This is a genomic window from Chloroflexota bacterium (genome assembly GCA_016197225.1).
GTDB lineage: Bacteria > Chloroflexota > Anaerolineae > Anaerolineales > VGOW01 > VGOW01.
The window spans coordinates 12,449-37,203 of record JACPWC010000117.1 but is presented as its reverse complement, the minus strand read 5'-3'; the positions used below and the strand labels follow the sequence as shown (position 1 = coordinate 37,203).

The following is a 24,755-nucleotide window of genomic DNA, read 5'->3' as shown; positions in this document are numbered from 1 at the left end:
TTTCAGAGACGGGTGGCGGGCGTCAGTTCGATTTGTTCAAGAGCGCAGGTGATCACTTCATCGCCCGTTCCAGATACCAGGTGTTGCGGGCCAGATCATGATACACCACAAACGTCGCCTCGTTGGTGCGCACGCGAAAGCAATGGCGCTCCACGCGCCTCAGCCAGTCGCGGCGCGACACCGTCCAGCATTGCTCCACCGCTTTCACGGCATGACGCCGACCGCGCCACAAAAACGATTTGGGGAAGTAGCCATGTTCTTTGGCCGTCATGTTGATGACTTCGGCGCTGATCATTCGACCTCCAGACTTTGCAAAGACGACTCTTCAAGGTTGCCCGCGCCGCCGATCACCGTGAACCGGCGCGGCATCGGGGGCGCCGCCACTGCCGGGTAAGCGGGGCCGCCGCCCCAACCGTATCCGGGCTGGGGCGTGGGATAACCATAAGCCGGAGCCGATTGGGGCGCCGGCGCGGGTTGTTGCATCACCACCACGCGCGGCGGCTCAACCGGAGCCGGTTCGTTTGGCTTGAGCATAAACTTGGCGGCGATCCAGACCACGATCAGGCTGGTGGGGATGCTCGCGGCTACCCCGGCCACCACGCCCATGAGCACTGCCATCGCCTCCGACGACATCCGCTGGCCGATCACGATTGCCAGTGTGATCGCAAAAGCCAGCAGAGACAACGTGATGATCATCTTGAAGGTGAAAGTCTTCATGGTTATCTCCGCCCGTCGCGCAGAATGTTGGGCAGGTTGTGCCATTCGCGAGCCGGGACGTAAGCCGATTGAAAACGGGTGATCTGCCCGCCGGCCACGGCGATGAAGTCGCCGCGCCCGCCGAGTTTTTCTGCGCCGGTGGCCGAGACGCCGGCCGCCACTCGCGCATCTTCGACACTACCCACGCGCCCCACCAGTCGCACCGGCAGGTTGGCTTTGATGTGCGAGCCGAGCGCGGTTGAGGAGGGTTTCTGCGCGCCGAGGATGAGGTGGATGCCGGCCTCACGCCCGCGCTGGGCCAGCCGGGTGATGGCCGCCTCGATCAACTTATTGCCCGACATTAGCAAATCCACCACTTCGTCAATGATGACGACGATGCGCGGCTGGGAAACGCCTTCGAGATCGCGGCGATCCATTTCCTCGTTGAGGCGGTCGAGCAGGGCCATCGCCGAGACGGCGTCGGAGGCGGGTGGGGCCATCAGGTGCGGCAGGCCCGCCAGCGGGGCAAGGCCGCGCGACTTGGGATCAATGAGGGCGAACTGCAACTGCGACTGCCGGTTGCCAATCGCCAGGCTGAGGGCCATGGCCCGGATCAATTCCGTCTTACCAGAGCCGGTCATCCCGGCCACTAGCACGTGGGTTACGTCGGGCGAGGGCAGGCGGAGAAGGAGAGGGCGGCCATCGTCGGCCATACCGAGGCAGGCCGTGTGCGGCGGCATGGGCGGCAGGCTTCGAAGCAGAGTCATCAGGAAGACCGGCTCGGAGTCCGGGCGGGGCACTTCTACCGCCAGGTTGCTCCCCTCGCGAGAGATGCGGACGTTGTCCGCGCCGAGGGCCAGGGCGATCTCCTCGCTCAGGTTACGCACGACGCTGATCTTCGCGCCCGGGGCGACGGCTACCAGAAAGCGCATCCAGCGCGACGAAACCAGGCCGCCGTGCACCCGAACCGGCACGCGGTGAGAGGCCAGCACCCGCTCGATGCGGTCGGCCTGAAAATTCAGGTAGTCAGAAGTCACTTGTTGGGTCATAGAACTTGTGTTCTAAAATATACACCTCTATTAGAACCCTTGTCAACGGGCAATTTTTGGCTTTTTCCGGCTTGCCCATGCTACAATCCTCAGGTATCCGTTTTCAATTCGCAATCCAAAATCGCAAATCCAAAAATCTCGATGCTCACCAGCCTTGCCAACGACCGCGTTAAACTCGTCCGCGCCCTGCAAAGCCAGCGCAAGGCCCGTGAAAAGGAAGGCCAGTTTGTGGTTGAGGGCGCGCGTCTGGTGGAAGAGGCGTTGAGGGCAAACGCGCCCGTTGACTTTGCCCTTCACACCAACGATCTCGACGACCGCGCCCGGGCCGTGCTCGGCCAACTGCGCCGGCGCGGCGCGACCCTCGTCGAAGTGTCGCCCGAAGTGATAAAAGCCTGCTCGGACACGGAGCATCCGCAAAGCGTGCTGGCAGTTTTACCAATAACCAATAACCAATTACTAAAAGCTGGTAATTGGTTATTGGTTATTTGCGACCGCCTCTCCGACCCCGGCAACCTCGGCACACTTTTGCGAAGCGCCGCCGCCGCCGGCGTGGACGCCGCCTTGCTCGCGCCCGGCACGGTGGACGCTTTCAATCCCAAAGTCGTCCGCGCTGGAATGGGCGCGCATTTTCGCCTGCCAATCGAGTCGCTCACTTGGGATAAAATCGGCGAGAAGGTGAAAGGGCTACAGGTTCGTATGGCCGAAGCTCGATCTCCAATCTCCAATCTCAAATCTCAAATTTCTTATGACCAAGCCGACTGGACTCAACCCTCGGCCTTCATTATCAGCAGTGAAGCCGACGGCCCCAGCGAAGCCGCCCGCGCCTGCGCGGCGGAGTCCGTTTTCATTCCCATGCCCGGCGAAACCGAGTCGCTCAATGCGGCGGTTGCCGGAAGCGTGATCTTGTTTGAAGCAGTGCGGCAAAGAAACGACATCCAACCTCCAACTTCCAACCTCTAACTTCCAACTATGCCCAAAAAACACTCCCTCACCAAACTCCTCCGCATCCCAAACGTCTATTCGTGGGGCGGCGGCCTCAGTGTCTCACCCGACGGCCAGCACGCCGCCGTCAACTGGAACAAGACCGGCTCGTGGGAAATCTGGCTCGTCTCGCTTGCCGGTTCTCAGGCGGGCCAGAAGAGGCCAAAGAAGATCACCGGCGGCTGGGAGAGCAAGACCGCTCCACGCTTCTCGCCGGACGGGTCTCGGCTCGCCTACTTGCAGGATCACGAAGGCGACGAAAACTTCGACATTCACATTTACGACCTGGCGACGGGTGAGACACGCAACGCCATGCCCGACACGCCCGACGCGCTCTACGACAAATTCTCGTGGTCGCCCGACGGCAGGCACATTGCCCTGATCAGCAATCGCGGCGGGCGCTTTGCCGTTCACACGCTTGAGGTGGCAACCGGCCAACTCGCCCGCGTCGTCAATCATCCCTACTCAGACACCGACGTGGCCTGGTCGCCCGACGGCGAACATATCGCCCTCACCGCGCATACTCAGGGGCAGGATAGCAACATTTTTATTGTTCCCGCGCGCGGCGGCGAACTTCGCGCGCTGGCCGACAAGTCCGGCCCCCTTGACGCCGCCACGCCGTGCTGGTCGCCCGACGGCAAACGCCTGGCCTTCGTGGGCTGGCCGAACGGCAATGCCGACATCGGCGTGTGGGAATTGGAGTCGGGTGAGATTGACTGGGTGGCGACGGAAAAATGGGATGAAGAGAACCCGGCCTGGTCGCCGGATGGCGGCGCCATTGTTTACACTGTCAACCGCGACGGCGACGTGTCGCTGAACGTCGTCCAGATCGAGTCGGGCCGCCGCAAAAAGTTCGCCATCGAATCCGGCTATCACAGTGATCCTCAATTCACGCTGAGCGAAGCGAGTGGCGACTCCATCGTTTGCGTCTTTCACAACTCGCGCCGACCCGGCGACCTGTGGAAACTGTCTCTCAAATCGGGCCGGTGGACTCAACTCACCCACTCCGCTCCCGCCGAGGTGAAACCTGGCGACTTTATTCTGCCCCAACCCGTCCGCTGGAAAGCGCCCGACGGCCTGACGATTCCCGGCCTGTTGTTTCAACCGAAAGGCAGGGCCAAACGCCGCCCGGCCATTCTCTACATTCACGGCGGCCCCTCGTGGCAGAGCATGATCGTCTGGTCGCCGCTCATCCAAACCTGGCTGGCCGAGGGCTGGGCCGTGCTCTGCCCCAACTATCGCGGAAGCACCGGCTACGGCAAAGAATTCCAAACCGCCAATCGCTTTGTGCTGGGCCGGGCCGACATCGCCGACATCGTGGCCGGGGCCGACTTTTTGATCCGCAAAGGGCTGGCCGACCCAGAACAGATCGCCATCACCGGTGCGAGCTACGGCGGTTACATGACGATGGCCGGCCTGACTCGTTATCCCGACCGTTTTGCCGCCGGTTCAGCCGTCGTGCCCTTCCTCGACTGGTTCACCGAGTTTGCCAGCGAGCGCGAAGACTTGCGCTACTGGGACTTGCAAAACATGGGCGACCCGGAGATTGACGAAGATCGATTCCGCGAAGCCTCGCCCATGTTCTTTCTGCACCGCATCAACGCCCCGGTGCAAATGCTGGCCGGGGCGCACGACCCGCGTTGCCCCGCCGCCGAAACCGAAAAGGCCGAGGCCGAACTCAAGCGGCTGGGCAAAATCCACGAGACCATCATCTTCCCGGACGAGGGGCACGGCTTTTTGAAGCTGAAGAACAAGCTGACGGCTTATCAGAGGCAATTGAGGTTATTGAAGAGGCATTTGAAATAGAGACTTAGAGAATTGGAGATTGGAAGGCGTCCAATCTCCAATTCTCTAATCTCCAATCTCTAAGCCCATGAACATCCGCTCCATCACCTACTTCACCGATTCCGATTTTCCGCTCGACGAGAGCCGCATTGCTTACGCCGGGCGGTTTTTGGGTGAGGCCCGCCAGGCCTTCGAGGCGGCCGGCTTCAATGTGCAGACCACCCGGCTGGCCCTGCCGCCGCTCTGGCGCACTTTCGGCAAAACGTCAATCGGCGAGGCGGTGAAGTACGCGCAAGACCTGGAGGCGATCTGTTTCGTCCACAGCATTGACTACGCCTCGCTCGGGGTGGCTCGCCCCTCCGACCCGGCGGCCTACTACGACATGATCCCCGACGTGATCGCCGCCACCCAGAATATTTTCGTGGCCGGCGTAATTGCCTCGCCGCTCAGCGGCATCAGCCTGCAAGCCATTCAACTGGCGGCGAAGATCATTCACCGTTGCGCGGCAATCAGCCCGGACGGTTTGGGCAACTTGCGTTTTGCCGCCCTGGCCAACGTGGAGCCGGGCATCCCGTTCATGCCGTCGGGCTACCACGAGGGCGGCCCGGCTTCGTTCGGGATTGCGACCGAGTCGGCTGATTTAGCAGTGACGGCTTTCACCGGAGTCAAGTCGCTGGCCGAGGCGCGTTCGCGCCTGATCGAGTCCATCGAGGATCAGGCCCGGCGAATCCACAGCGTCGCCAAGAAGATCGGCGGGGCGAAGAGTGTGCGGTTTGCGGGGATTGATTTTTCGCCGGCTCCGTTTCCGTCGTCCGATAAATCCATTGGAACGGCGATAGAGGCTTTGGGCGTGGGCGCGGCGGGCGCATCCGGCACGCTGGCGGCGGCGGCTTTCATCACCGACGCTTTGCAACGCGCCCGGTTTCAGCGGATCGGGTTCTCCGGTTTGTTCCTGCCGGTGCTGGAGGACAACGTGCTGGCGGCAAGAAGCGCCGAGGGGTTGATGGGGGTTTCCGACTTGCTGTTGTATTCCGCCGTGTGTGGCACGGGGCTGGATACGGTTCCCCTGCCCGGCGATATTTCGCCCGCCGAGCTGGCCCCCATTTTGCTCGACGTGGCCGCGCTGGCCCTGCGCCTGAACAAGCCGCTCACGGCGCGGCTCATGCCCATGCCTGGCAAGCAGGCCGGGGACGAGCTGTCATTTAGTTTTCCTTTTTTTGCGAACGGGAGAGTGCTGGCTCACAAGTCGCGCCCGTTGGGCGGCGCGCTGGGCGGGGACGAGGCGTTCGATCTGGCGCACCGGGCGACGTAGGTTGCAAGGAGACCGACGCGGTTTTCGCCTAGCGTACCGCGTCGGTCTAATACAAACCTTTGCCGCCGACTTGAAATACGCCCTTACGTTTGCTCGAAGATGTTCGACGGCTGAGGCAGAATGCCGGTGTGTCCGGCCATGGGCAGGGTGAAAATAAACGTGGCGCCCTTGCCTTCACCTTCGCTCTCGGCCCACACCCGCCCGCCGTGCAGTTTCACCGTGCCGCGCACGATGGACAGACCCAGGCCCATGCCGCCGCTCTTGCGAACCATGTGGTCTTCCACCTGAAAGAAGCCTTGAAAGATATTTTCCAGATCGCGCTTGGGAATGCCGCGCCCGTTGTCCTTGACCGCCACCCAGGCTTCGTTGCCTTTCATGAACCCGCTCATTTCGATCTTTCCGCCTTCCTGTGTGTAACGGATGGCGTTGGTGAGCAGGTTGGACATCACCGCCGCCAGCTTGGAGCGATCGGCGTGGACGATGAGCGGCCCTTGCCCGTTCTGGACGAGGATGGTTTGATTCTTGGCGTCGGCCAGGGAGAGCATTTCGTTGCGGGCTTCGGTCATCAAGCGGCGCATGTCCACCGGCTCGCGGCGGAGCGACATTTGCCCCACTTCGAGGAAGCGCAGGTTGGTCATGTCTTCGATGAGCTTGCGCATGTGAATGGCCGAGTCGAGCACGGCTTTGGCGTACTCGCCCGCTTCACCTTTGGCCTCTTCGCGCAAAAACGTGGCGTAGCCCAGAATCACGCCGAGCGGCGTCCGCAGTTCGTGTGAGGCGATGGCGATGAAGTCGCCCTTCATCTTGTCGAGCTTGCCGAGATCGTTGTAGGCTTTTTGCAGAGCGTCAATCAGCCGCGCATTTTCAATGGCGACGGCGGCCTGGGAGGCGAGAATGGCCAGCACTCGCGAGTCGGCTTCGGTGAAGGTCCGGCCGTCTTTCTTGTTCAGGGCCTCCAGCACGCCCGTCACCCGATCCTTGATCCGCATCGGCACGCCCACCAGCGACTTCGATTGAAAGTTAACTTTGTCGCCCACTTGCCGGAAGTGGCGGGTGTCTTTGCTCACGTCGTTGATGATCACCGGCCTGTTCTCGCGGAAGATCGAGCCGGCGATACTGCCGTCGAGCGGCACCGGAATCTTGGCCAGCTCTTTGGGGTCGGTGCCGGTGGCGGCGGCGAAGCGCAATTCGTTGAGTTTGGAGTCGTAGAGCAGAATGGAAGCCGTCTCGGAGTTGAGGAGTTCGGCGGCGGCGCTGATGATGTAGGTGATGAGTTGTTGCTGATCCAGAGTCGAACTAAGAGTCACGCTGACTTCGACCAGGCGGGCCAGCAGGGCAACTTGAGCTTTGAGATCCGCGTTTTCACGCGCCGGGTCGAGTGCTGTCATGCGGTTAAGTATAGCCAAAAAGCGGCGGAGGTGGTAGGAAGTGGATTGTTGGGTGGTTAGGTAGTTGGGGGTTCTTTACACGGTGTTGACCAAAGGCAATGAAAGAATCCGGTCAAGGGGCGGATTAGAGATTCGCATCAATCCAACTTCTCCGCAACTAACTTTCCTGAGGCATAAGTTTTCGGCTCGGACGTGTAGACCGTCACTTCACCTTCGCCCAGCACCAAATGATCGGGGAACAAGACCGCCGTCGCTTCGTCAATGCCGACCAGCGTGACTTCGGGGGCGAGCGACTCTCGCATTTTGGCCGCGTTCCAGCGGGTTGCTACGGTGGCATGGTGGGGAATGACGGCCAGCCCTGGAACCAGGCCCAACCCCTCGCGCCAACCGGCTCCCGCCCCCGGCGTCCACATCTGGCCGCCCATCACCATCGCCCCCGCGCTCGACCCGGCCACCAGTCCGCCGCGCTCGCTCAACTCGACGACGGCCCGCCACACTTTCGTGCCGCGCAGAGTTTCCAACAGATGCACGGGGTCGCCGCCGCTGAAGTACACGCCCTTCGCCTCTCGAATAGCGGCAACCATCTCGTCCGCTTGGGCGTGGTCGCGCTGAATGACGTAGAGCGGCTCGGCTTTCGCGCCCAGCCGTTTGAGGTGGGCCACGCCGTTGTTGGCCGCCTGCCGCGGCGACTCGTTGGCGGCGGCTGTTGGAATCACCAGCACCCGCGCGCTCGTGCCGAGTCGAGCTAAGAGCGCTCGATCCATCTCGCGACAGTTCTCTCTAAATTCGTTGCCGCCGATGAGGGCGATCATAACTGTTGGTCTCCGCGACTCGGCCCCCACCCCCAGCCCCTCCCCCGCGACGAGGAACACGTCGCAGGGGAGGGGAGTCCGCTCCCTCCCCTGCTGGCGTTCTTCCAGCGGGGGAGGGCCGGGGTGGGGGCTGTTGCCTTACCCCTTCAACTCTTCTCTTATCTTTTCCACCACTGCCTCAATATTCTCATTCACTTCACGATTTGTAAACCGGATGACTCGGTAGTGCTTCTGCTCGTTCAACCACTTCGTTCGCTCTTCGTCATACTCAACCTGATCGGCATGTGAGTCGCCATCCAACTCCACCACCAGCTTGGCCTTCGCGCAGAAGAAATCGAGGATGAAGTTGCCGACGGCGTGTTGCCGCCGGAACTGAAAGCCGTCAAGCTGGTCGAAACGGAGCCGCGCCCACAATTTCTTTTCGGCGGGCGTCATTTCGCGGCGCAGTTGCCGGGCGCGTTCCTGGATCACACGAGGGGCGCGCATGCGTTTGGGAGGTTGATTGGGCATAGTTGATTTACCGCGTACTGCCCCCACCCCCAGCCCCTCCCCCGTCCCGCGAACATCACGCGGGACAGGGGAGGGGAGTCAACTCCCTCCCCTGCTGGTGCAGTTCCAGCGGGGGAGGGCCGGGGTAGGGGCCAGCTACCCACTCCTTACTACTTCAAATCATCTTCACCGCTGGGGCGGGGGACACCCCCGCCCCAGACCCCACCCCCTCAGAGACCAGCGGCCCAGAGTCCCCAGAGTTCAGAGTAGCCAGAGTTCAGAGTTGGAACGGGGACGCCGCCACCCGAAAACCGTGGTTCCTGAACCTGCTGTACGGGTAGTGCCCGTAGCGGAAAGCACAGCGGGCGCCCCCAACGTAGCCGAAGAAGGAACCGCCCCGCAACACCCGGCGTTCGTCGCCAGCTAAATCTTCTCGGCCATCGTCTACCTTGTAAGGATACGGTGCATATTTCGATTGGCACCACTCCCACACATTGCCAGCCATGTCGGCCACGCCGTAAGGGCTGTCGCCTTGAGGGGAATACTTTCCAACGGGTGTTGTCGTTCCCGGCCCGCCTTCGCGGGAGTTGCATTTGCTTGCATCCCACTCGTCGCCCCACGGCCACTCCTTGCCATATTCACCACGTGCCGCTTTCTCCCACTCGGCCTCGGTCGGCAAGCGGGCAATCTCTTTTGCGCCCATTATTCCCTCAGCGCGAAGCTTCTCAGTCAACCATTTGCAGTAAGCCTGCGCGTCGCGCCAGGAGACGTTGACGACGGGATGATCGGGCAAGTCGGCTTTCACTGCATCGGATTTGTAACCTGCCGCTTGAACAAACTCGGCAAACTCGGCGTTGGTGACTGGATAGCGGGCGATGCGATAAGTATAAGGAATCTCAACTGTGTGCTGTGGGCGCTCGTCATCTCGCGCCTGTTTGTTGTCGTCTCGGCTACCCATCACAAATTTGCCGGCGGGAATTGGAATCCAATAATCGGGCAGGGAGGGGTCGGCGGCAATGCGGGCAAGTTCTACAGTGCGTCTCACTTCGGCCTCGGCGCGAGTCACTGACACTTCGCCGCTCAACCCGACCCCAGCCGAGATTGCTCCCTCCTTTTCCACTAGTGTTTGTACAACTGGCGCGCCCCAGAAGATAAACCGATCCAAAACATCCGGCGTCACGGTTGCCGAAAACGCAATCCGTTTTAGCACGTCGCGCAGGCGGCGGTGCTCGTAGCCTTCCCACTCGCTAAACTCGCCGGTCTTGTGGCTCCGGTCGTCCACCCACTTGGCCGCGTCGCGAATGAAGTCGAGCCGCGAGTCCTTGTGCAATTCGCGGACTTTCAGGCCAAAGGCCGGGCTGACCCGGTTGAGGGCCAGCCAGCGCATAAAGTCGGCTTGCGAAGTGCCCTCGGCCAGCCCGGCGTTTTGCAGGATTGCCCAGTTGACGTTGAGGTCGTTGACGAAGGTTTTGAGCAGTCTGGGGTTGGCTTCAGCCCCGGCAATGATCAAGTCCAGGTTCTGCGTAAGTTGATCGTCCAGCTTGCCCAGGTTCGTGGCAAGATAACCGGCGGCCTGCGAGGAAGAAAGCGGCGGCAAGCCGAAGCGAACCTGAAAAATCTTTTCGAGATAGTCGGCGGCGCGCTGACCGGTTATCTTCTGTGTTTGATAGTGCGCTTCAATCGCGGCCTGCACTGCGTCTTCGTCGGCGGCCAGCACAAAGGCCACGCCGGGCCGGTCGAGGAAGAGCTTGATGGCTTCCAGCACCTGCACCGCTTTGTCGGGCAGGCAACGGTCAAGGTCGTCAATGAACACGGCTACCACACTGCGCTTCGGGTCAATCTTTTTCTCGAACAGGTTGCCGCTCACCCAAACCGCCAACAAGTGATCGAACGTTTCCATGAACAAATCGAGCAGGGCCGTCTTTTGAGCGAAGGGCGTTTCTTTGGGCGTGCCGGTGTTCAGGCCAACTTCGACATCGCCGGGCAGTTTGATGGCGAACCAACTGAGCACGGTGGCGACCACGTCGCGGCGAGGATAGGCCGGGTCGTTCAATTTGCTCAAAACTTGAGAGACGATACTATCTTCCGACATGGTCTGCACGATCACGCGCACCAGCGCCACCAGCAGTTCGTCCTCGTCGGCGTATTTCCAGGCGTTGAACCAGACCGTGCGGCATCGGCGGAAGTTTTTGTTCTCGTCGTCGTCGTTGGCAAACGAGAGCTTCGACAGATTTTCTTTGAGGGCCTGAGTCTCGTCCAGCTTGGCTTGCAAGGTACGCAGGAGCGTCGTCTTGCCACTGCCCCACTTGCCGCTCACGCCAATGACCAGCGGCGTGCGCGTGGCCGGGTCGGCAATCAGGCGGGCGAAGGTGTTGGTGTATTCGTGGAAGTTGAACTCGGCCACGTCGTCCGGCTGGTCGAGCGGCAGGTCGTGGAGGATGCGCGGGGTGAGGAGGTGGGGCATGAAGTGATCATACTCGAAATGTTGGAGGGGGCAAACTGCTTTGAAAGCTAAGGTTGAGGCCGGGTTGAGTTCTCTAATCCGCTGGGCAGCGTTGTTCAAAACACTACCTTTGGTTCTGTAGGGGAAGCGCCCCGGCAGAATCAAGGGCAACTTAGAACCAGGGGTTGTGGGCGGATTAGAGCGCCCCACCTCAACGCAACTGCTCAGGCTCGTTCCACACTACAACGAATTCAAGGATATAACGAATTCGTTCCTTCCCGGCTGAGTGGCTTCTCTAAAACAAACTCATCTGCAACGCCGGCCTCTTGCCATCCAACAACACAAACGGTGCGGCGCGATTAGCGAGAGCGCCGATGGCTTTGAGGTCGCGCAAATCGCGGAGTGCGCCCCGGCGGCGGGCGGCGAGGATCGAGTCGGCGGTTTTGGGGCCGATGCCGGGGATGCGGAGGAGAGAACGGCGGTCGGCGCGATTCACTTCCACCGGCGAGTCGGCCAAATGCTGGCTGGCCCAGGCCAGCTTGGGGTCAACATCCAGCGGCAGGTTGCCGGTCTGGGTGAAGGGCATGTCTTCGAGATCAAAACCGTAATCGCGAAGCAGGAACGAAGATTGATAGAGGCGGTGCTCGCGCCAGGGGTCTTCGGGCGGCGTGTTTTCGAGCGGCGTGTCGCGCACCGGGTGGAAGGCCGAGTAGTAGGCGCGGGCGAGGCGCAACTGTTTGGTAAGGTAAGCGGTGGTCGAAAGAATTTCCAGATCGGACTCGCCCGCCGCGCCGACGACGAACTGGGTGACGAGGGAGGGCCAGCGGCCTTTCCAGCCGAGCGAGGCGTGTTGCGTATTGCGTATTTCGTTTGCCCATTGCAAACGCTGGAGCAGTTCGTCGAAGAAAATTTTGGGCGGGGCCAGAGCGGGCAGGCGCTTCTCGTTGGGCGCTTCGAGGTTCACCGAGATGCGGTCAGCCAACTGCATGGCTCGAAAGACCTGATCCTTTTCCGCGCCGGGCATGATCTTGAGATGAACGTAGCCGCCATAATTGTGCTTGCGCCGCAGAATCTCAATCGTGTCAATCAGCTTGTCCTGCGTGCTGACGCCGCCTTTGATGATGCCGGAACTGAGAAAGATGCCCTGAGCCACGCCGCCACGATTAAGTTCGGCGTAGGTCTTCGCCATCTCGTCGGGCTTGAGGGTGGCGCGGCGCATTGACGAACGACCGGCGCGGAACGGGCAATAGAAGCAGTCGCGCTCGCAGGCCGTGGTGAGCATGGTCTTGAGCATGGGCAGGCGTTGGCCGCCGGGCATGGCCGCCATGTGAATGGGGGCGAAGACCTTTTGGCCGCGAGTGAGTTTCTGCCAGTCGGCGGGGGAGACGCCGCAGGGGCCTTTCGATTGCGGATTTTGGATTTGCGATCCGGGATTGCCGGTCAGAGGCGTTTCTTCTGCCGGTTCAAATTGCATCTCCGATGAGACGAGTTGGAACTTGGTCTCGGTGTCCATCGAGGATGATTGTAGAACAGATGTGTCAATAGTCAAGAACAACGGATGTGTGGAATTTAGCGGATCAGAATCCGATCAATTCGCCAAATCCGTTGTCCTCACTGCGCCGTATTCCCGCCATCCACCGGCAGGGCCACGCCGGTCATAAAACTAGAATCATCAGAAGCAAGGAAGAGCACGGCGCGGGCGATCTCGTCAGCCTGGCCCACCCGGCCCATCGGCAGGTCGTCGCCCATCTCGGCCAGTGCCTCTTCCATGTTGCCGGCATTGCGGAAGTAGTCCTTCTCTGTCCAACGCGCCACAAACGTGTCACCGGGGCAGACGGCGTTGATGCGAATGTTCTCGCGCGCATAATCAAGCGCCATCGAGCGCGTCAACTGCACCACCGCGCCCTTCGAGGTGGCGTAGGCCGCCGCCTTCGGCCCGCCCACCAGCCCCCAGTCTGAGGCGTTGTTGACGATGACGCCGCCGCCCTGCGCCCGCATGATCGGGACGGCCAGCTTGCTCATTCGCCAGACGCCGGTGACGTTCAGAGACATTGTCTCGGCCCAAACTTCCTCAGACGTTTCTTCCGCCGTGCCGCCGGGCACGATGCCGGCGTTGTTGAACAGAATATCAATCCGCCCGAAGGCCGCCATCGTTTCGGCCACCGAGCGTTCACAGTCTTCCAGCTTGCGATGATCGGCAACGATGAAATGAGAATTGGAGATTAGGGGTTGGAGATTGAGGCCGAGTTCGACGCGCCGTCCGGTGAAAGCCACCCTTGCGCCCTCGGCGGCAAACAGCCGCGCCGTCGCTTCGCCAATGCCGGACGTGCCACCGGTGATAAGAGCCACTTTGTCTTGTAGTCGCATGAGGATAGTATAATCGTCAAACGACAAACGTGAAACGTCATTGTCGCTTGACGTTTGTCATTTCACGGAGACTCCATGACCCTCGCCCGAATCCAAAAACTTCAATCCCACGCCGCCTCACAAGGGCTGGCCGCCGTTGCCCTCGTCCCCGGCCCGAACATGATCTATTTCACTGGCCTGCAATTTCATTTGAGCGAACGGCCTACTGTCGCCATCTTCGCTCCCGGCCAGACACCGGCCATCATCCTGCCCGCGCTCGAAGCCGACAAGCCCGACCACGCCCCGTTCCCGATGCAGAAGTTTACTTACACCGACGAGCGCGGCCCGGCGGGAGCGTTTCAACAGGCGTGCGCCGCTCTCAAGCTGAAGGGCGCTTTGCTGGGCGTTGAAGGGCGGCGGATGCGCGTGCTCGAAACGCACTACTTCGACGAGTTCGCAAGCGGGATCAAATACGAAATGGCCGAGCCGCTCATCGCCCAACTGCGAATGCGAAAGGACGCTGGCGAACTGGCGGCAATGAAGAAGGCGATTGACATCGCCCAACGCGCTCTCAAGACAACCTTGCCCTTCGTCAAAGCCGGGGTGAGCGAGCGTGAGATCGCCGCCGAGTTGATGGTGCAGACTCTGCGGGCCGGGTCGGGCGAACTGCCGTTTCAGCCGATCATCGCCTCGGGCGAGAACGGCTCACTGCCTCACGCCTTCATCACCGACCGCAAGGTGCGGCCCGGCGATTTGATTACGATTGACTGGGGCGCGTCAGCCGACGGCTACTTCTCCGATCTCACTCGAACTTTCGCGATTGGCGAAGTGAGCGAAGAACTGCGCCGGGCTTACGAGGCGGTGAGACTGGCGAACGAAGCCGGACGGGCCGAGGCGGCCAAACCGAAAACCACCGGCCAGGCCGTGGATCGCGCGGCGCGGGCCGTCATCGTCGAAGCCGGCTTTGGTCAATACTTCACCCATCGCACCGGCCACGGCCTGGGCCTCGAAGGCCATGAGGAGCCGGACATGAAAGAGAGCGAGACGATGCAACTGGAGCCGGGCATGACCTTCACCGTCGAGCCGGGCGTTTACATCCCCGGCAAGAGCGGGGCGCGGATTGAAGACGACATGGTGATCACCGAGACCGGCGCGGAGACGATGACGACGTTGCCGCGAGAGTTTACGAGATTGGATTGAAAGTATTGCGTAGCGCGTATTGCGTAACACGATACGGAATACGGACTACGCAATACGCAACATGTATCAATGACTCAAAACCACAAATTTTCTTACATGCCCGGCGGCGAGCCGTTTTTCTTTCGCGGCGGGCCAATCGGATGTTTACTTCTTCACGGATTCACCGGCGCGCCGCGCGAGGTGTTCCGGCTTGGCGAATATCTGGCCGGGCAAGGGCACACCGTGCTGGGGGCGCGGCTGGCCGGGCACGGAACCACGCCCGACGATTTGCGCCGTCTGCACTGGCGCGACTGGCTTGGCTCGGCGGTGGACGGCTTGAAGTTGTTGCGCGATCAGTGTAAACAGGTGTTTGTGCTGGGGCTTTCGATGGGCGGCATGACGGCCATCAATCTGGCGGCGCAATACCCAGAGCAGGTGGCGGGCATTGTCACCATGAGCACGCCGCTCAAGGTTCAAACCGACTGGCGCATGAACTTCGCCAACTTGATCGCGCTTTTTCAGCCTTACATCAAAAAGGAGCCAGCCGACCCCGCCGAACTGGCGAGGCTCGTCGAGCACGTAAGTTACGCGGCGTGGACGACGACGGCCCTCAAGCAATTCGCAAATTACTTGCGCGTCACCGACGAGGCTTTGCCGCGCGTGGCCGCCCCGGCCCTGCTTATTCATTCCAAAGGCGACACTTTCATTCTGCCTCATAACCTGCCTTACATCTACGAACACATTGGCTCGAAGGACAAAGAGATGCTCTGGCTCGAACAGAGCGGCCACATCGTCACCGAAGATTTGGAGCGGCACATTCTCTTCGAGCGCGCCGCCGCCTTCATTAATAAGCATGTGGCCTAATTTCAGCACGAAGCCACAAAGACACCAGGTCTACATGCAATCGCTTTGTCATCAATAACATGGACGCCTTCCTTCAATCCCAAATCCCCTTCATCCTCACCCTGCAACAACTCGCCGCGCTCAAAGCGCCAATGGCCCTCTTCAGCTTCTTCGGTAGTGAAGAGTTCTTTCTGATTCTCTTTCCGCTCATCTATCTCGGCATTGACGCCGGCCTGGGCGCGCGGCTGGCGCTGGTGCTTCTGTCCAGCGCTTCGCTCAACTGGATGCTCAAGCTCGCCTTCCACTTGCCGCGCCCGTACTGGTTCGACGCGCGCGTGCAGGCGCTCGCCGCCGAAGGCAGCTACGGCCTGCCCTCCGGCCACGCCCAGAATGCAACCGGCGTCTGGTTCTTCCTCGCCGGCGCAATCAAAAAACAGTGGGCCTGGGTCGCCGCCCTCGTCGTCATTGCCCTCATCTCATTCTCGCGCCTCTACCTCGGCGTGCACTTTCCGGTGGACGTGATCGGCGGCTGGCTGGTGGGTGGATTGTTCTTGGCGGCGTTCTTCTGGTTGGAGCCGAAAGCGACTCAGTGGCTCAACAAGATCGGGCTGGGAGGACAAGTGGTCGCCGCCACTGGAGTGGCGGCTTTGGTCATCGTCATCGGCCTGGTCGTGCGGGGTTTCGTCGCCTCATCGCCCGATCCTGTCAGTTGGGCTTCCTTCGCCGCCGGAGCCAGAGCGCTGGACGGACTCTTCACCGGCGCCGGGTCAATCTTTGGCGTGGGCGTCGGGCTGGCGATGACGAACCGCTGGGCGAAGTTCAACGCCGGCGGGCCGTTGGGCAAACGCGCCACCCGCTTCGTCATCGGCCTCATCGGCGTGTTGATCTTCTGGGCCGGACTAAAAGCGATCTTCCCTCAAGAGCCGGAAGCGGTTGCGCTCTTCTTTCGTTTTGTTCGCTACACGCTTGCCACCTGGTGGGTGGTCTTCCTCGCGCCCTGGCTGTTTCTAAAAGTCAACCTGGCCGAGTCGCGCTCCTGATGGACGCCCTGCTTCAACTTCAAATCCCGTTCATCGTTGCCTTTCAACGATTGGCGTTTTTGAGGACGCCGATGGACTGGCTTTCGCAACTCGGCTTCGAGGAATTTTTCATCGTCCTGATTCCCATCCTCTACCTCGGCCTCGACGCAAACACGGGCGCGCGGCTGGCGCTGGTTCTGCTCCTCAACGACTCCTTCAACTGGGCGCTCAAGATCGCCTTCCACGCGCCGCGCCCTTACTGGATCGACTCGCGGGTGCAACCCTTTCACTCCAGCGCCGACTACGGCCTGCCGTCCGGCCACGCTCAGAATGCGACGGGCGTCTGGTTCTTCCTCGCCAGCGCCTTGCAAAAGAAATGGGGCTGGGCCGCCGCCGGCCTCATCGTCTTCCTCATCTCCCTCTCGCGTGTGTATCTCGGCGTGCATTTCATCACCGACGTAGTGGGCGGCTGGATATTCGGCGGCCTGTTCCTGTTCGCCTTCCTGCGGATCGAACCGAGAGCGACTCGGTGGCTCTGGGGGATCGGATTCCGGGGGCAGGTGATGGCCGTCACTGCGGTGGCGGCGGGCATCATCGTGATGAGCCTTCTCCTGCGTTGGGCCGTCGCCGGAATCCCCGACCCTGACTCGTGGGCCAGTTTCGCCGCCGGGGCGCGGCGGCTGGACTCGATCACCGTTGACGCTGGAGCATTCTTCGGGCTGGGCATCGGCCTGGCCATGGCCTCGCGCTGGGCGCGATTCCAGTCCGGCGGGCCACTGCGGGCGCGGGTCGTCCGGTTGATCGCCGGCGGCCTCATCGGTGGAACACTATGGTTTGGCCTGCGCGCCCTCGCCCCGCGCGAGCCGGAAGCGATCCGGCTAATCTTCCGTTTCGGGAGATACGCCTTGCTGGTGTGGAGCGTGATTTTTCTTGCGCCCTGGGTCTTGCTGAAACTCAAGCTGGCAACCGCGCGCTCGTGACGGATTCCCTTGAGGCCGGCGGCCTTTTGTGGTTGCGCTTTAGCCGGTGCGGTTTATACTTGGCAGGTAAAAGGATGATCCGTCTAGTTGATGGATAGGAATATTATGCCTCCAAATGCTAAGGACGCAAACCAGTTTCTAAGGTGGATGTACACACTGCAAGAAAAGAGTGAGATTCTATTAGAAGAGGCTTCGGACGAGCCGTTAGACAAAGTGGCACGAGATCTTACCCGATTGAGCTCAATGTGGGAAAAGTATATTGAGCATGCTGAAAGAGTCGGCATCTCACTCCTTGACTACAAGGAACCCACGCGAGCCATCATAAAAAATCTCGAAAGAACGAAAAAGGCAATAAGTAAGCACGAGCATGATCCTGCGCTGTCTCGGTATCTTCAGCCAATGTGGCCTTTGTTCGACAATCTCGATAAAGTTCTCGTCGTGATCGGATACCGACCGGTGTTTCGCCCTCTCGGAGAAGCTTTCATAGGCATTTATATCCAGACCGATAGACTACTCAACCCGCCACCGACTCGGCTGTTGTTGCCCCCGCCTGCCACCTCCAGCGTTCGCACTTCAAAGCCACAGGGAGAGGTTGAACAAGTTTGGGTAGAACACAATGTCCACTCAGGTCAGAAAAAAGGCATGACCATTCACATCAAGTTTAATGTGCGTAATTTGAAAGATGCAATTTGTCGCGCGGCCGCCTACTTTCGTTTTCGTTCGGGTCAGAAGTTGTATGACAGTAACAATTCATACCGAGCTGGCGATGGTCAAGTCGCTGTCGGTGAAGAATTCGTGCCTAATTATGTGAGCACAGCCTTTAGTGACTTCCGATTATTTATGCCTTACAACGAACTGCATTTGGCTAAAGGCAAACATGACGCGCAATTTCAAATTTCCCTGTATGTTCCATCGACAAATACCCGGATTGCGATGTCGAACTATATCGATTTTCAGTATCAACGCAGGTGAGCAGACATCCTTTATATCCAGCCGTTCAATCAGTTCAATCCGTTGACCCCTTCGCCGCCTGCACCACTTTGGCAAAGGCGTTGGCGTCGCGCGCGGCCAGGTCGGCCAGCATCTTGCGGTCAAGGACGATACAGATGCTCAAAAACGTTTGGGTTGAGTCATTTGATCTCAAACTGATAGCTCGCCACTTCGGTCGTGAACTGGGTCGCGCCCGACACCACCAGCACCGCCTTTTCGCCTTTGCCAAGGTTGAGAGTGAGCGAGCCACTGTTGGCCGCATCCAGCGCCAGGCGCTCCACCGTTGTCTCAGAACTGTCCCCGCTCTGCTTGATGACCTGCACCACGAAATTCTGCGGCAGAATGTTGTCAATGCGCACAAAGCCCGCGCCGTCCCAGCCGCCGTCGTCGGTTTCAAAGTCGGCGCTGTAGTTCAGTTCCGGGATCGAGACGTCGTCCACCATGAAACCGGCGCGGTTGGTGTTGGGATCGGTGACGTACTCAAAGCGGATGGTGATCTTCTTCCCGGCGTATTTCGACAGGTCAACCGTCTCTTCCACCCAAACCGGAGTCTCGCCCCCGCCCGAGTTGTCGGTGTAACCCCAGCCAAAGTTGCTCAGGTTCGGGTCGGCGTCGGTGCCGCCCGGCGTTTCGAGCATCTCCCAAGTCTCGCCGTTGTCGGCTGAAGCCAGCACGTAGGCGTAATCAAAATCCTCTTCAATCGTCCACAAAGCCCAGTAGTTGAGCGTGGCGCTGGTCAGGCCGGTGAGGTCGAACTCGCGGGTGAGGGTCGTGTCGCTCTGGTCGGTGCGGCCTCCCCAAAAAGCGTAGCGCCCGCTGTGCGGCTCCGAGGGCACAACACTCACCTGTTGCGAGCCGGTGAAGTTGAGGGTGATCTGGCCGTCGCAATTGATCTCGTAGTAGTCCGCGCCGAACTGGCGCACGGTGGCCGAAGTGTTGGCGACGGGGCAACTGAAAAACGAATCGGTGGGGGCGCTGATGGTGGGCGAGTCCGGGTAGTTGTTGTATTCGTAACGGCCATCGGCCACGTCGGGGTCGCCCAGGTAGTTGGCGATGACCCAGTCGGCAAACACGTCTACCATTGTGATCGGCCCGCCGGTGAGCGGATCGCTGAGGTTCTGCTCGGTCAGCACATCCTCCACCGAACGCAGGCCGTTGGCCGGGTCGGCCACCAGCGCCTGAGTGGCTTCTTCGCCAAAGCGGTCGAGGAAGTATGCCATGAACAGAAACCCGGCCCCGTAGTGAGCGGTGTTCTCGCCTGCCGTGCCTTCCGTCCAGGTGTTCAACTGTAAGTCGGGGTTGTTGACGTAGGCGAACTCGACGCCGGTGGAGCCGTAGCCGTTGAGAAATTCGGCCAGCACCGACGAGCCTTCGTTGATCCACGACTCTTCGTTGTGATCGTGATACCAGTGGATCATGTGCTGGAACTCGTGGGCCAGGGCGCTGTCGAGATACGGGTCGCCGGGGAAGGTGCCGTCGGCGTTGATATAGAACATTTCCTTTTCGTTGGACTCTTCGCGGGCCAGCCGCGAGTATTCGTCGTAAGAGGTGTAATAGCCGCCGGTGGTCGCACCGAGGCCGCGCGCGAAAAGGATGTAGAGGCGCGGGTCGCCGTCAACCCCGGGATTCCACTCACTGCCAAAAAATTCGCGGTCGGTGGGATAAGTCTCGTTCTGAAAATTGTCCACCATCTTTTCCACCGCGCCCTGATCCACGTCCACGCCCTTTTGGACAAAGAAATAAACGTTGTCGGTCTTGTAAACCAGCTCGGCGGTGACGGTGAAATTGTCGTGGGTGTCGGCGTTGGAGGCGTTGAAGACCAGTTCGGTTCCGAGCGCGTGGTCGGCAGGCGTGTCGCTCACCGTTTCGGGGATGTCTTGAACGCCAAGCAGTCGCGTCGTCAACTCGCGCAAGTTGTTCTCCGGCGCAAGTTCTTCTTCCAGCGTTTGCAACGTGTCCTGCGCGCCGGGCAAAGGCGTGGGCACGGGCGTGGTGACGATGACGGGCGCCGGGGTAGGCGTGCTGATTGAAAGCGGCGTGACGGCAATCTCGGTCGCGATCTGGGCGAAGAGCGTGCCCTGCACTGAAACAACCTGGAAGACAAGAAAGCCGCCCACACAAAGGGCGACGATACAACAGCAAAGCAACAGGCCAACAATGGAAACGACGATGATTGAATTACGAGACATCACCCATCTCCCAAGTCCGGCATGCCGGGCATCGCCCCGCCCATGTCGGGCATGGACTGTTCAATGGAATCGGGCGACTCGCCAGACTCCAACCGATCCACCACTTCGCCAAACTCCGGACCAAGCTCTTCACCCGCCTCGGATCCCATCTTGCGCATAAAGCGGGCCACCGATTTGGGATCGTTCTCGTCCACGTCGCCGAAGTTGGAGGGGTCGGCCATGGATTCCATGCGGGCCTCTTCGGATTTGGCAATGCGCACCCGCCCGATAACGCGCTTGAGGTCCGCACTGCCGCACAGCGGACACTTGGGTTTGGCCGTGTCGTACTCGGCGTACGACAGGCGAATGCCAACTTTTTGCTGGCAGGATTGACAACGGTATTCGTAGACTGGCATAGCTACCTCCCAAACGTGAAGCGTCAAACGTCAAACGACATTGAGCGACGATGAGTTGCGCTTCACGTTTGACGTTTGCCAAATTTTAGCACACTGCTCTGCAACTTCGGTTTGCTATAATACTGCCATGAGTGAATTTCTCTTCCAACGTCAGCGCCAACCTCTCCTCATCGTCATCTCCGGCCCGTCGGGCGTGGGCAAAGACACGGTGCTCCAGCGCATGCGCGAGCGCGGTGTGCCCATGCACTTTGTGGTGACGGCCACCACCCGCGCTCCCCGACCCGGCGAGAAAAACGGGGTGGATTATTTCTTTTATTCCAACGATCAGTTCGCCGAGATGATCGAGCAAAACGAACTACTGGAACATGCCATCGTCTACAATGACTACAAAGGAATTCCCAAACAACAGGTGCGCGAGGCGCTGGAAAGCGGCCACGACGTGATTTTGCGGATTGACGTGCAGGGCGCGGCCACCATTCGCAAACTGTGCCCCGACGCGCTCCTCATCTTTGTCACCACCGAGTCGGAAGAAGAACTGGTGCAACGCCTGACGGCCCGCAAGACCGAGACGCCCGAAGGCCTCAAACTGCGTATTGCCACCGCCCGCCGCGAAATGAAACGCATTGCCGACTTTGACTATTGCGTCATCAACCCGGAATTCCACCTCGACGCCGCCGTTGACTCCATTCTGGCCATCATTGAGGCCGAACATAATCGCGTCAAACCCCGCGTGGTGACGCTGTGAACGGCGCGCCGCCGCCCTCCGGCCCAAACGACGCGTCCCGGCCCCGCTACCTGCCCATCCCCACCGTCCGGCCCCGGTTCACGTTCGTCTTCCTCGCCATCAACATCGTCGTCTTCCTGTTGCAAACGGTTACGAACGCAGAGGCCTGGTTCTTCTTCGGCGCAAAGATCAACGAGTTCATCGTGGCCGGCGAATGGTGGCGGCTGATCACGCCCATGTTCCTTCATGCGAATCTCGTTCACCTCGCGTTCAACTCGTACGCCCTCTACATCTTCGGCCCGCAGGTGGAAGCCGTCTTTGGTTACCGTCGCTTCTTTTTCATCTACCTGCTCTCCGGCGTGAGCGGGGCGGTGTTGAGCTTCGCCCTCAGCCCGCAACCCTCGGTCGGCGCTTCGGGCGCAATCTTTGGCCTGGTCGGCTCGTTGTTGATCTATTTGTTTCGTCACCGCCAGGCCTTTGGCGACATGGGCCGCCGCCGGTTGCTGGAGATTCTCACTCTGGCCGGGATCAATCTGGTCATTGGCCTCTCGCCGGGCATTGATAACTGGGGACACGTCGGCGGCCTGCTGGGCGGGGCAACGCTCGCCTGGCTCATCGGCCCCATCTTCGGCGTCGAAGCCGACTCCACCGGTCAACCCGTCATCGCCGACCGGAACCGTTTTGGCCTTCAGCATTGGTTGGCCGTGTTTGCCGTGTCGTTGGCCCTCGGCGCGGTCACTGCCGTGACCGCCGCCCTGAAAAAATAGTTTGCCCCTCCGTGCTAGAATCTAATTGGGCTTACGCATTTCCCCAGAAACCGACGAGGCAGTTTGCCGAGTCGTGAGCAAATTGTAGAGCGATTTGGCAAATCGCTCTACGTTGGCCCAAGTCTATTCTAATTTTAAGGGAGCAGACATGTTCGACGTTCGCCCTTCACCCATCGCCGGCCAGTGGTATCCCGGCAACCCGGCTCAACTTTCGGCAACTGTGGATGGTTATTTGCAAGAGGCCGTCGCCCCAACCGTGCCGGGCGGCCCGGTGGCAGTGGTGGCCCCGCACGCCGGTCACCGTTATTCTGGAGCGGTAGCCGCCCATGCCTTCAAAATCATCCAGGGCCGCGATCTGGAGTTGATCATCATTCTATGCCCCAGCCACTTTCACGACGATGCGCCCCTGCTCACCAGCGGCCACGACGCTTACGCTACGCCGCTCGGCGAGACGCCGGTGGATCGCGAAGCCGTTGACCGGTTGCGGGCTGAGCTGGCGGCGGCGCTTCACTCGCCGGAATCGGAAACGCTCGTCGCCATCAAACGCGACCGCGAACATGCGATTGAAATTGAACTGCCGTTTCTACAACGCGCCCTGCCCAAAGGCTTTGCGCTCGTGCCCATCATGCTTCGTGATCAAACGCGGCGCGTGACGCACGCGCTCGGCCTGGCGCTGGCCAACGTGCTCAAGTCGGCGGGCCGCCGGGCCTTCATCGTCGGCAGCTCCGATCTCTCGCACTTCTACTCGCAAGCCGTCGCTCGGCAACTCGACGCCGAGATGCTGAGGCAGATTGAGGCTTTTGACCCGGATGGTGTGCTCAAGGCCGAAGCGGCCGGGCGCGGCTTTGCCTGCGGGCACGGAGCCATCGCCGCCACGCTGTGGGCGGCGCGCGAACTTGGGGCGACGAACGCCCGCGTCCTCAAACACGCCACCTCAGGCGATGTGACTCATGACTACGACTCGGTGGTGGGCTACGGGGCCGCCGTCATTTGGAAAGACGTTGAACCTACAACGTCCAACCAGCAGCGACACACTGATGAATCCTGAAACCACACTTGACATTCTCCGCCTGCTCGGTGTGGTGGTGCTGGTGTTCGCCAACGGTTTCTTTGTGGCCGCCGAGTTTGCCCTGGTGAGCGTGCGCCGCACCCGCGTGGACGAACTTCTGCAACAAGGCAACCTCGGCGCCCGCTTTGTGAAGAAGGCGCTGGAAGACCCGGATCGTTTCATCGCCGCCACCCAGCTTGGCATCACCATTGCCAGCCTGGGACTGGGCTGGGTGGGTGAACCGGCGCTTACTCACTTCATCGAGCCGGTGTTGGATTTGTTGCCCGAGGCCTGGGTGGGCCTGGCCAGCCATTCGATCTCGGCGGCCATCGCCTTTGCCGCCATCACTTTTTTGCACGTCGTCGTCGGCGAACTCATGCCCAAGTCCATGGCCCTGCAAAACCCCGAAAAGACTTCGCTGTTTGTGGCTCAGCCTACCCTGTTGGCCCTGCTTGTTTTCAAACCCGCGATCTGGGCGTTGAACGGGACCGGAAACTTTCTGCTCCGGCTCATCGGGGTGAGCGCCGGCGGCCACCCATTGGTGCATTCGGTGCAGGAGTTGAAGATGCTGGTGGAGGCTTCGGAAGAAAGCGGCGTGTTGCAGGACACCGAACGCGAGATGATTCACGCCGTGTTCGACTTTGGCGAGTCGACGGCGAGGGAGGTGATGGTTCCCCGCACCGAGATGGTGGCTGTAGAGGCCGACGAGCCGCTCGAGGCCCTGATTCATCTGGCGATCAAACATCCCCTGTCCAAAATCCCGGTGTTCGAGGGCGACATTGATCACATCGTCGGCATTGCTCACGTGAAGGATTTGGTGCGAGTCCAGCACGACGAACGGCGGGCGGCCGCCCTCCGGGGCCTGATGCGTGAAGCGCTGTTTGTGCCCGACACCATCCGCCTCGACGCCTTGCTCCAACAGTTCCGGATGAAGAAGCAACATCTGGCGATTGTGCTTGACGAGTACGGCGGCACGGCCGGGCTGGTGACGCTGGACGATCTGATCTCGCGCATCGTGGGCGAGGTGAGCGATTCGTTCGACAAGTCCATGCCCGAAGTGCAACGCCTGCCCGACGGCACGGCGCTGGTGGATGGTCTGATGCTGATCGAGGATTTCAACGACCACTTCAATTTGAAGTTGAAGGATGAGAACTACGACACCATCGCCGGGTTTGTGCTGGGGCGGCTGGGCCGCCTGGCGAACGTCGGCGACACTGTAGACGCCGACAGCGTCCGCCTCAAGGTCGAAGCCCTGGACGGGCGGCGGATCGCGCGATTGTCATTGATGCAAAATAAGGTGGAAGGGTCAACGGATTGAAC

The 24,755-nt window shown here is 60.5% G+C and carries 24 protein-coding genes; 12 read left to right on the top strand and 12 right to left on the bottom strand.

Translation table 11 applies throughout. From position 1 onward, the window contains the following. Window positions 1-52: 52 nt before the first annotated feature. From HYZ49_19545 to HYZ49_19535, 3 genes are read right to left on the bottom strand one after another with little or no spacing between them, the layout of a single operon-like run. Window positions 53-295, bottom strand: coding sequence for a hypothetical protein (locus tag HYZ49_19545; GenBank protein MBI3244480.1), 243 nt, complete (start codon window positions 293-295; stop codon window positions 53-55). After that, window positions 292-717, bottom strand: a complete 426-nt coding sequence (locus HYZ49_19540) for a hypothetical protein (protein MBI3244479.1) — start codon at window positions 715-717, stop codon at window positions 292-294. Before HYZ49_19540 ends, HYZ49_19545 begins: the two co-directional genes overlap by 4 nt. Window positions 718-719: 2 nt before the next feature. Further along, window positions 720-1,745 (bottom strand): DNA translocase FtsK, encoded by a 1,026-nt coding sequence (locus HYZ49_19535; GenBank protein ID MBI3244478.1) that lies wholly within the window; start codon window positions 1,743-1,745, stop codon window positions 720-722. A gap of 141 nt (window positions 1,746-1,886) precedes the next feature. Here HYZ49_19535 and HYZ49_19530 point away from each other — a divergent pair, with 141 nt between their 5' ends. From HYZ49_19530 to HYZ49_19520, 3 genes are all read left to right on the top strand, one after another. After that, window positions 1,887-2,705 carry an RNA methyltransferase gene (locus HYZ49_19530; GenBank protein MBI3244477.1) on the top strand — a complete coding sequence of 273 codons (819 nt, stop codon included), beginning with the start codon at window positions 1,887-1,889 and terminating at the stop codon, window positions 2,703-2,705. A 9-nt stretch (window positions 2,706-2,714) separates the two neighbouring features. Further along, window positions 2,715-4,532: a S9 family peptidase gene (locus tag HYZ49_19525; protein ID MBI3244476.1), complete on the top strand. Its 1,818-nt coding sequence runs from the start codon at window positions 2,715-2,717 to the stop codon at window positions 4,530-4,532. Window positions 4,533-4,599: 67 nt separating this feature from the next. Further along, the gene (locus HYZ49_19520) at window positions 4,600-5,823 is read left to right on the top strand and encodes a DUF711 family protein (protein ID MBI3244475.1); all 1,224 of its coding nucleotides are present in this window, start codon (window positions 4,600-4,602) and stop codon (window positions 5,821-5,823) included. A gap of 83 nt (window positions 5,824-5,906) precedes the next feature. Here the strand turns inward: HYZ49_19520 and HYZ49_19515 are convergent, their stop codons facing one another. From HYZ49_19515 to HYZ49_19490, 6 genes are all read right to left on the bottom strand, one after another. Then, on the bottom strand, window positions 5,907-7,211 hold the full coding sequence (locus HYZ49_19515; protein ID MBI3244474.1) for a GAF domain-containing protein: 1,305 nt from the start codon (window positions 7,209-7,211) through the stop codon (window positions 5,907-5,909). Between the two features lie 137 nt (window positions 7,212-7,348). After that, window positions 7,349-8,023: a Type 1 glutamine amidotransferase-like domain-containing protein gene (locus HYZ49_19510; protein MBI3244473.1), complete on the bottom strand. Its 675-nt coding sequence runs from the start codon at window positions 8,021-8,023 to the stop codon at window positions 7,349-7,351. A gap of 138 nt (window positions 8,024-8,161) precedes the next feature. Further along, window positions 8,162-8,509 carry an endonuclease domain-containing protein gene (locus HYZ49_19505; GenBank protein ID MBI3244472.1) on the bottom strand — a complete coding sequence of 116 codons (348 nt, stop codon included), beginning with the start codon at window positions 8,507-8,509 and terminating at the stop codon, window positions 8,162-8,164. A gap of 280 nt (window positions 8,510-8,789) precedes the next feature. Beyond that, window positions 8,790-10,976, bottom strand: a complete 2,187-nt coding sequence (locus tag HYZ49_19500) for an SUMF1/EgtB/PvdO family nonheme iron enzyme (protein ID MBI3244471.1) — start codon at window positions 10,974-10,976, stop codon at window positions 8,790-8,792. 274 nt (window positions 10,977-11,250) lie between these two features. Beyond that, window positions 11,251-12,468, bottom strand: coding sequence for a radical SAM protein (locus HYZ49_19495; protein ID MBI3244470.1), 1,218 nt, complete (start codon window positions 12,466-12,468; stop codon window positions 11,251-11,253). Between the two features lie 98 nt (window positions 12,469-12,566). Further along, window positions 12,567-13,322: a glucose 1-dehydrogenase gene (locus HYZ49_19490; protein MBI3244469.1), complete on the bottom strand. Its 756-nt coding sequence runs from the start codon at window positions 13,320-13,322 to the stop codon at window positions 12,567-12,569. Between the two features lie 75 nt (window positions 13,323-13,397). On the opposite strand from HYZ49_19490, the gene HYZ49_19485 reads away from it, so the two are divergent. The 5 genes from HYZ49_19485 to HYZ49_19465 all read left to right on the top strand — a co-directional run bounded on the left by HYZ49_19485 (window position 13,398) and on the right by HYZ49_19465 (window position 18,294). Next, on the top strand, window positions 13,398-14,501 hold the full coding sequence (locus HYZ49_19485) for an aminopeptidase P family protein (protein ID MBI3244468.1): 1,104 nt from the start codon (window positions 13,398-13,400) through the stop codon (window positions 14,499-14,501). Window positions 14,502-14,570: 69 nt separating this feature from the next. Beyond that, entirely contained in the window at window positions 14,571-15,344 is a 774-nt protein-coding gene (locus HYZ49_19480; protein MBI3244467.1) for an alpha/beta fold hydrolase, read from the top strand. A 59-nt stretch (window positions 15,345-15,403) separates the two neighbouring features. Then, window positions 15,404-16,363 carry a phosphatase PAP2 family protein gene (locus HYZ49_19475; protein MBI3244466.1) on the top strand — a complete coding sequence of 320 codons (960 nt, stop codon included), beginning with the start codon at window positions 15,404-15,406 and terminating at the stop codon, window positions 16,361-16,363. Then, complete coding sequence (locus HYZ49_19470) at window positions 16,363-17,322, top strand: phosphatase PAP2 family protein (protein MBI3244465.1); 960 nt, start codon at window positions 16,363-16,365, stop codon at window positions 17,320-17,322. Before HYZ49_19475 ends, HYZ49_19470 begins: the two co-directional genes overlap by 1 nt. 105 nt (window positions 17,323-17,427) lie before the next feature. After that, complete coding sequence (locus HYZ49_19465) at window positions 17,428-18,294, top strand: hypothetical protein (GenBank protein ID MBI3244464.1); 867 nt, start codon at window positions 17,428-17,430, stop codon at window positions 18,292-18,294. Window positions 18,295-18,328: 34 nt separating this feature from the next. Here HYZ49_19465 and HYZ49_19460 read toward each other — a convergent pair whose 3' ends face one another. Genes HYZ49_19460 through HYZ49_19450 form a run of 3 tightly spaced genes read right to left on the bottom strand, consistent with a single transcriptional unit; the run spans window position 18,329 to window position 20,896 of the window. Continuing rightward, the gene (locus tag HYZ49_19460; protein ID MBI3244463.1) at window positions 18,329-18,466 is read right to left on the bottom strand and encodes a hypothetical protein; all 138 of its coding nucleotides are present in this window, start codon (window positions 18,464-18,466) and stop codon (window positions 18,329-18,331) included. Next, on the bottom strand, window positions 18,453-20,501 hold the full coding sequence (locus HYZ49_19455; GenBank protein ID MBI3244462.1) for an immune inhibitor A: 2,049 nt from the start codon (window positions 20,499-20,501) through the stop codon (window positions 18,453-18,455). The genes HYZ49_19460 and HYZ49_19455 overlap by 14 nt, the downstream gene beginning before the upstream one ends. Further along, window positions 20,501-20,896, bottom strand: a complete 396-nt coding sequence (locus HYZ49_19450; GenBank protein MBI3244461.1) for a zinc ribbon domain-containing protein — start codon at window positions 20,894-20,896, stop codon at window positions 20,501-20,503. The genes HYZ49_19455 and HYZ49_19450 overlap by 1 nt, the downstream gene beginning before the upstream one ends. Window positions 20,897-21,023: 127 nt before the next feature. Between HYZ49_19450 and HYZ49_19445 the strand changes: the two genes are divergently transcribed. From HYZ49_19445 to HYZ49_19430, 4 genes are all read left to right on the top strand, one after another. Next, on the top strand, window positions 21,024-21,641 hold the full coding sequence (locus tag HYZ49_19445) for a guanylate kinase (GenBank protein ID MBI3244460.1): 618 nt from the start codon (window positions 21,024-21,026) through the stop codon (window positions 21,639-21,641). Then, window positions 21,638-22,387, top strand: coding sequence for a rhomboid family intramembrane serine protease (locus HYZ49_19440; protein ID MBI3244459.1), 750 nt, complete (start codon window positions 21,638-21,640; stop codon window positions 22,385-22,387). The genes HYZ49_19445 and HYZ49_19440 overlap by 4 nt, the downstream gene beginning before the upstream one ends. A gap of 148 nt (window positions 22,388-22,535) precedes the next feature. Beyond that, the gene (amrB, locus tag HYZ49_19435) at window positions 22,536-23,435 is read left to right on the top strand and encodes an AmmeMemoRadiSam system protein B (GenBank protein MBI3244458.1); all 900 of its coding nucleotides are present in this window, start codon (window positions 22,536-22,538) and stop codon (window positions 23,433-23,435) included. Beyond that, a complete protein-coding gene (locus HYZ49_19430; protein MBI3244457.1) occupies window positions 23,425-24,753 on the top strand; it encodes an HlyC/CorC family transporter in 1,329 nt (442 codons plus the stop codon). Before amrB ends, HYZ49_19430 begins: the two co-directional genes overlap by 11 nt. The last annotated feature ends 2 nt before the right edge of the window (window positions 24,754-24,755 follow it).

Bases quoted from the DNA above. Each gene is read 5' to 3' on its own strand.
- HYZ49_19485 (MBI3244468.1), top strand. From the start codon at position 13,398: ATGACCCTCGCCCGAATCCAAAAACTTCAATCCCACGCCGCCTCACAA.
- HYZ49_19525 (MBI3244476.1), top strand. From the start codon at position 2,715: ATGCCCAAAAAACACTCCCTCACCAAACTCCTCCGCATCCCAAACGTC.
- HYZ49_19540 (MBI3244479.1), bottom strand. From the start codon at position 717: ATGAAGACTTTCACCTTCAAGATGATCATCACGTTGTCTCTGCTGGCT.
- HYZ49_19500 (MBI3244471.1), bottom strand. From the start codon at position 10,976: ATGCCCCACCTCCTCACCCCGCGCATCCTCCACGACCTGCCGCTCGAC.
- HYZ49_19430 (MBI3244457.1), top strand. From the start codon at position 23,425: ATGAATCCTGAAACCACACTTGACATTCTCCGCCTGCTCGGTGTGGTG.
- HYZ49_19450 (MBI3244461.1), bottom strand. From the start codon at position 20,896: ATGCCAGTCTACGAATACCGTTGTCAATCCTGCCAGCAAAAAGTTGGC.
- HYZ49_19490 (MBI3244469.1), bottom strand. From the start codon at position 13,322: ATGCGACTACAAGACAAAGTGGCTCTTATCACCGGTGGCACGTCCGGC.
- HYZ49_19510 (MBI3244473.1), bottom strand. From the start codon at position 8,023: ATGATCGCCCTCATCGGCGGCAACGAATTTAGAGAGAACTGTCGCGAG.
- HYZ49_19465 (MBI3244464.1), top strand. From the start codon at position 17,428: ATGCCTCCAAATGCTAAGGACGCAAACCAGTTTCTAAGGTGGATGTAC.
- HYZ49_19470 (MBI3244465.1), top strand. From the start codon at position 16,363: ATGGACGCCCTGCTTCAACTTCAAATCCCGTTCATCGTTGCCTTTCAA.
- HYZ49_19520 (MBI3244475.1), top strand. From the start codon at position 4,600: ATGAACATCCGCTCCATCACCTACTTCACCGATTCCGATTTTCCGCTC.
- HYZ49_19535 (MBI3244478.1), bottom strand. From the start codon at position 1,745: ATGACCCAACAAGTGACTTCTGACTACCTGAATTTTCAGGCCGACCGC.
- amrB (MBI3244458.1), top strand. From the start codon at position 22,536: ATGTTCGACGTTCGCCCTTCACCCATCGCCGGCCAGTGGTATCCCGGC.
- HYZ49_19445 (MBI3244460.1), top strand. From the start codon at position 21,024: ATGAGTGAATTTCTCTTCCAACGTCAGCGCCAACCTCTCCTCATCGTC.
- HYZ49_19455 (MBI3244462.1), bottom strand. From the start codon at position 20,501: ATGTCTCGTAATTCAATCATCGTCGTTTCCATTGTTGGCCTGTTGCTT.
- HYZ49_19545 (MBI3244480.1), bottom strand. From the start codon at position 295: ATGATCAGCGCCGAAGTCATCAACATGACGGCCAAAGAACATGGCTAC.
- HYZ49_19495 (MBI3244470.1), bottom strand. From the start codon at position 12,468: ATGGACACCGAGACCAAGTTCCAACTCGTCTCATCGGAGATGCAATTT.
- HYZ49_19505 (MBI3244472.1), bottom strand. From the start codon at position 8,509: ATGCGCGCCCCTCGTGTGATCCAGGAACGCGCCCGGCAACTGCGCCGC.
- HYZ49_19530 (MBI3244477.1), top strand. From the start codon at position 1,887: ATGCTCACCAGCCTTGCCAACGACCGCGTTAAACTCGTCCGCGCCCTG.
- HYZ49_19515 (MBI3244474.1), bottom strand. From the start codon at position 7,211: ATGACAGCACTCGACCCGGCGCGTGAAAACGCGGATCTCAAAGCTCAA.
- HYZ49_19480 (MBI3244467.1), top strand. From the start codon at position 14,571: ATGACTCAAAACCACAAATTTTCTTACATGCCCGGCGGCGAGCCGTTT.
- HYZ49_19475 (MBI3244466.1), top strand. From the start codon at position 15,404: ATGGACGCCTTCCTTCAATCCCAAATCCCCTTCATCCTCACCCTGCAA.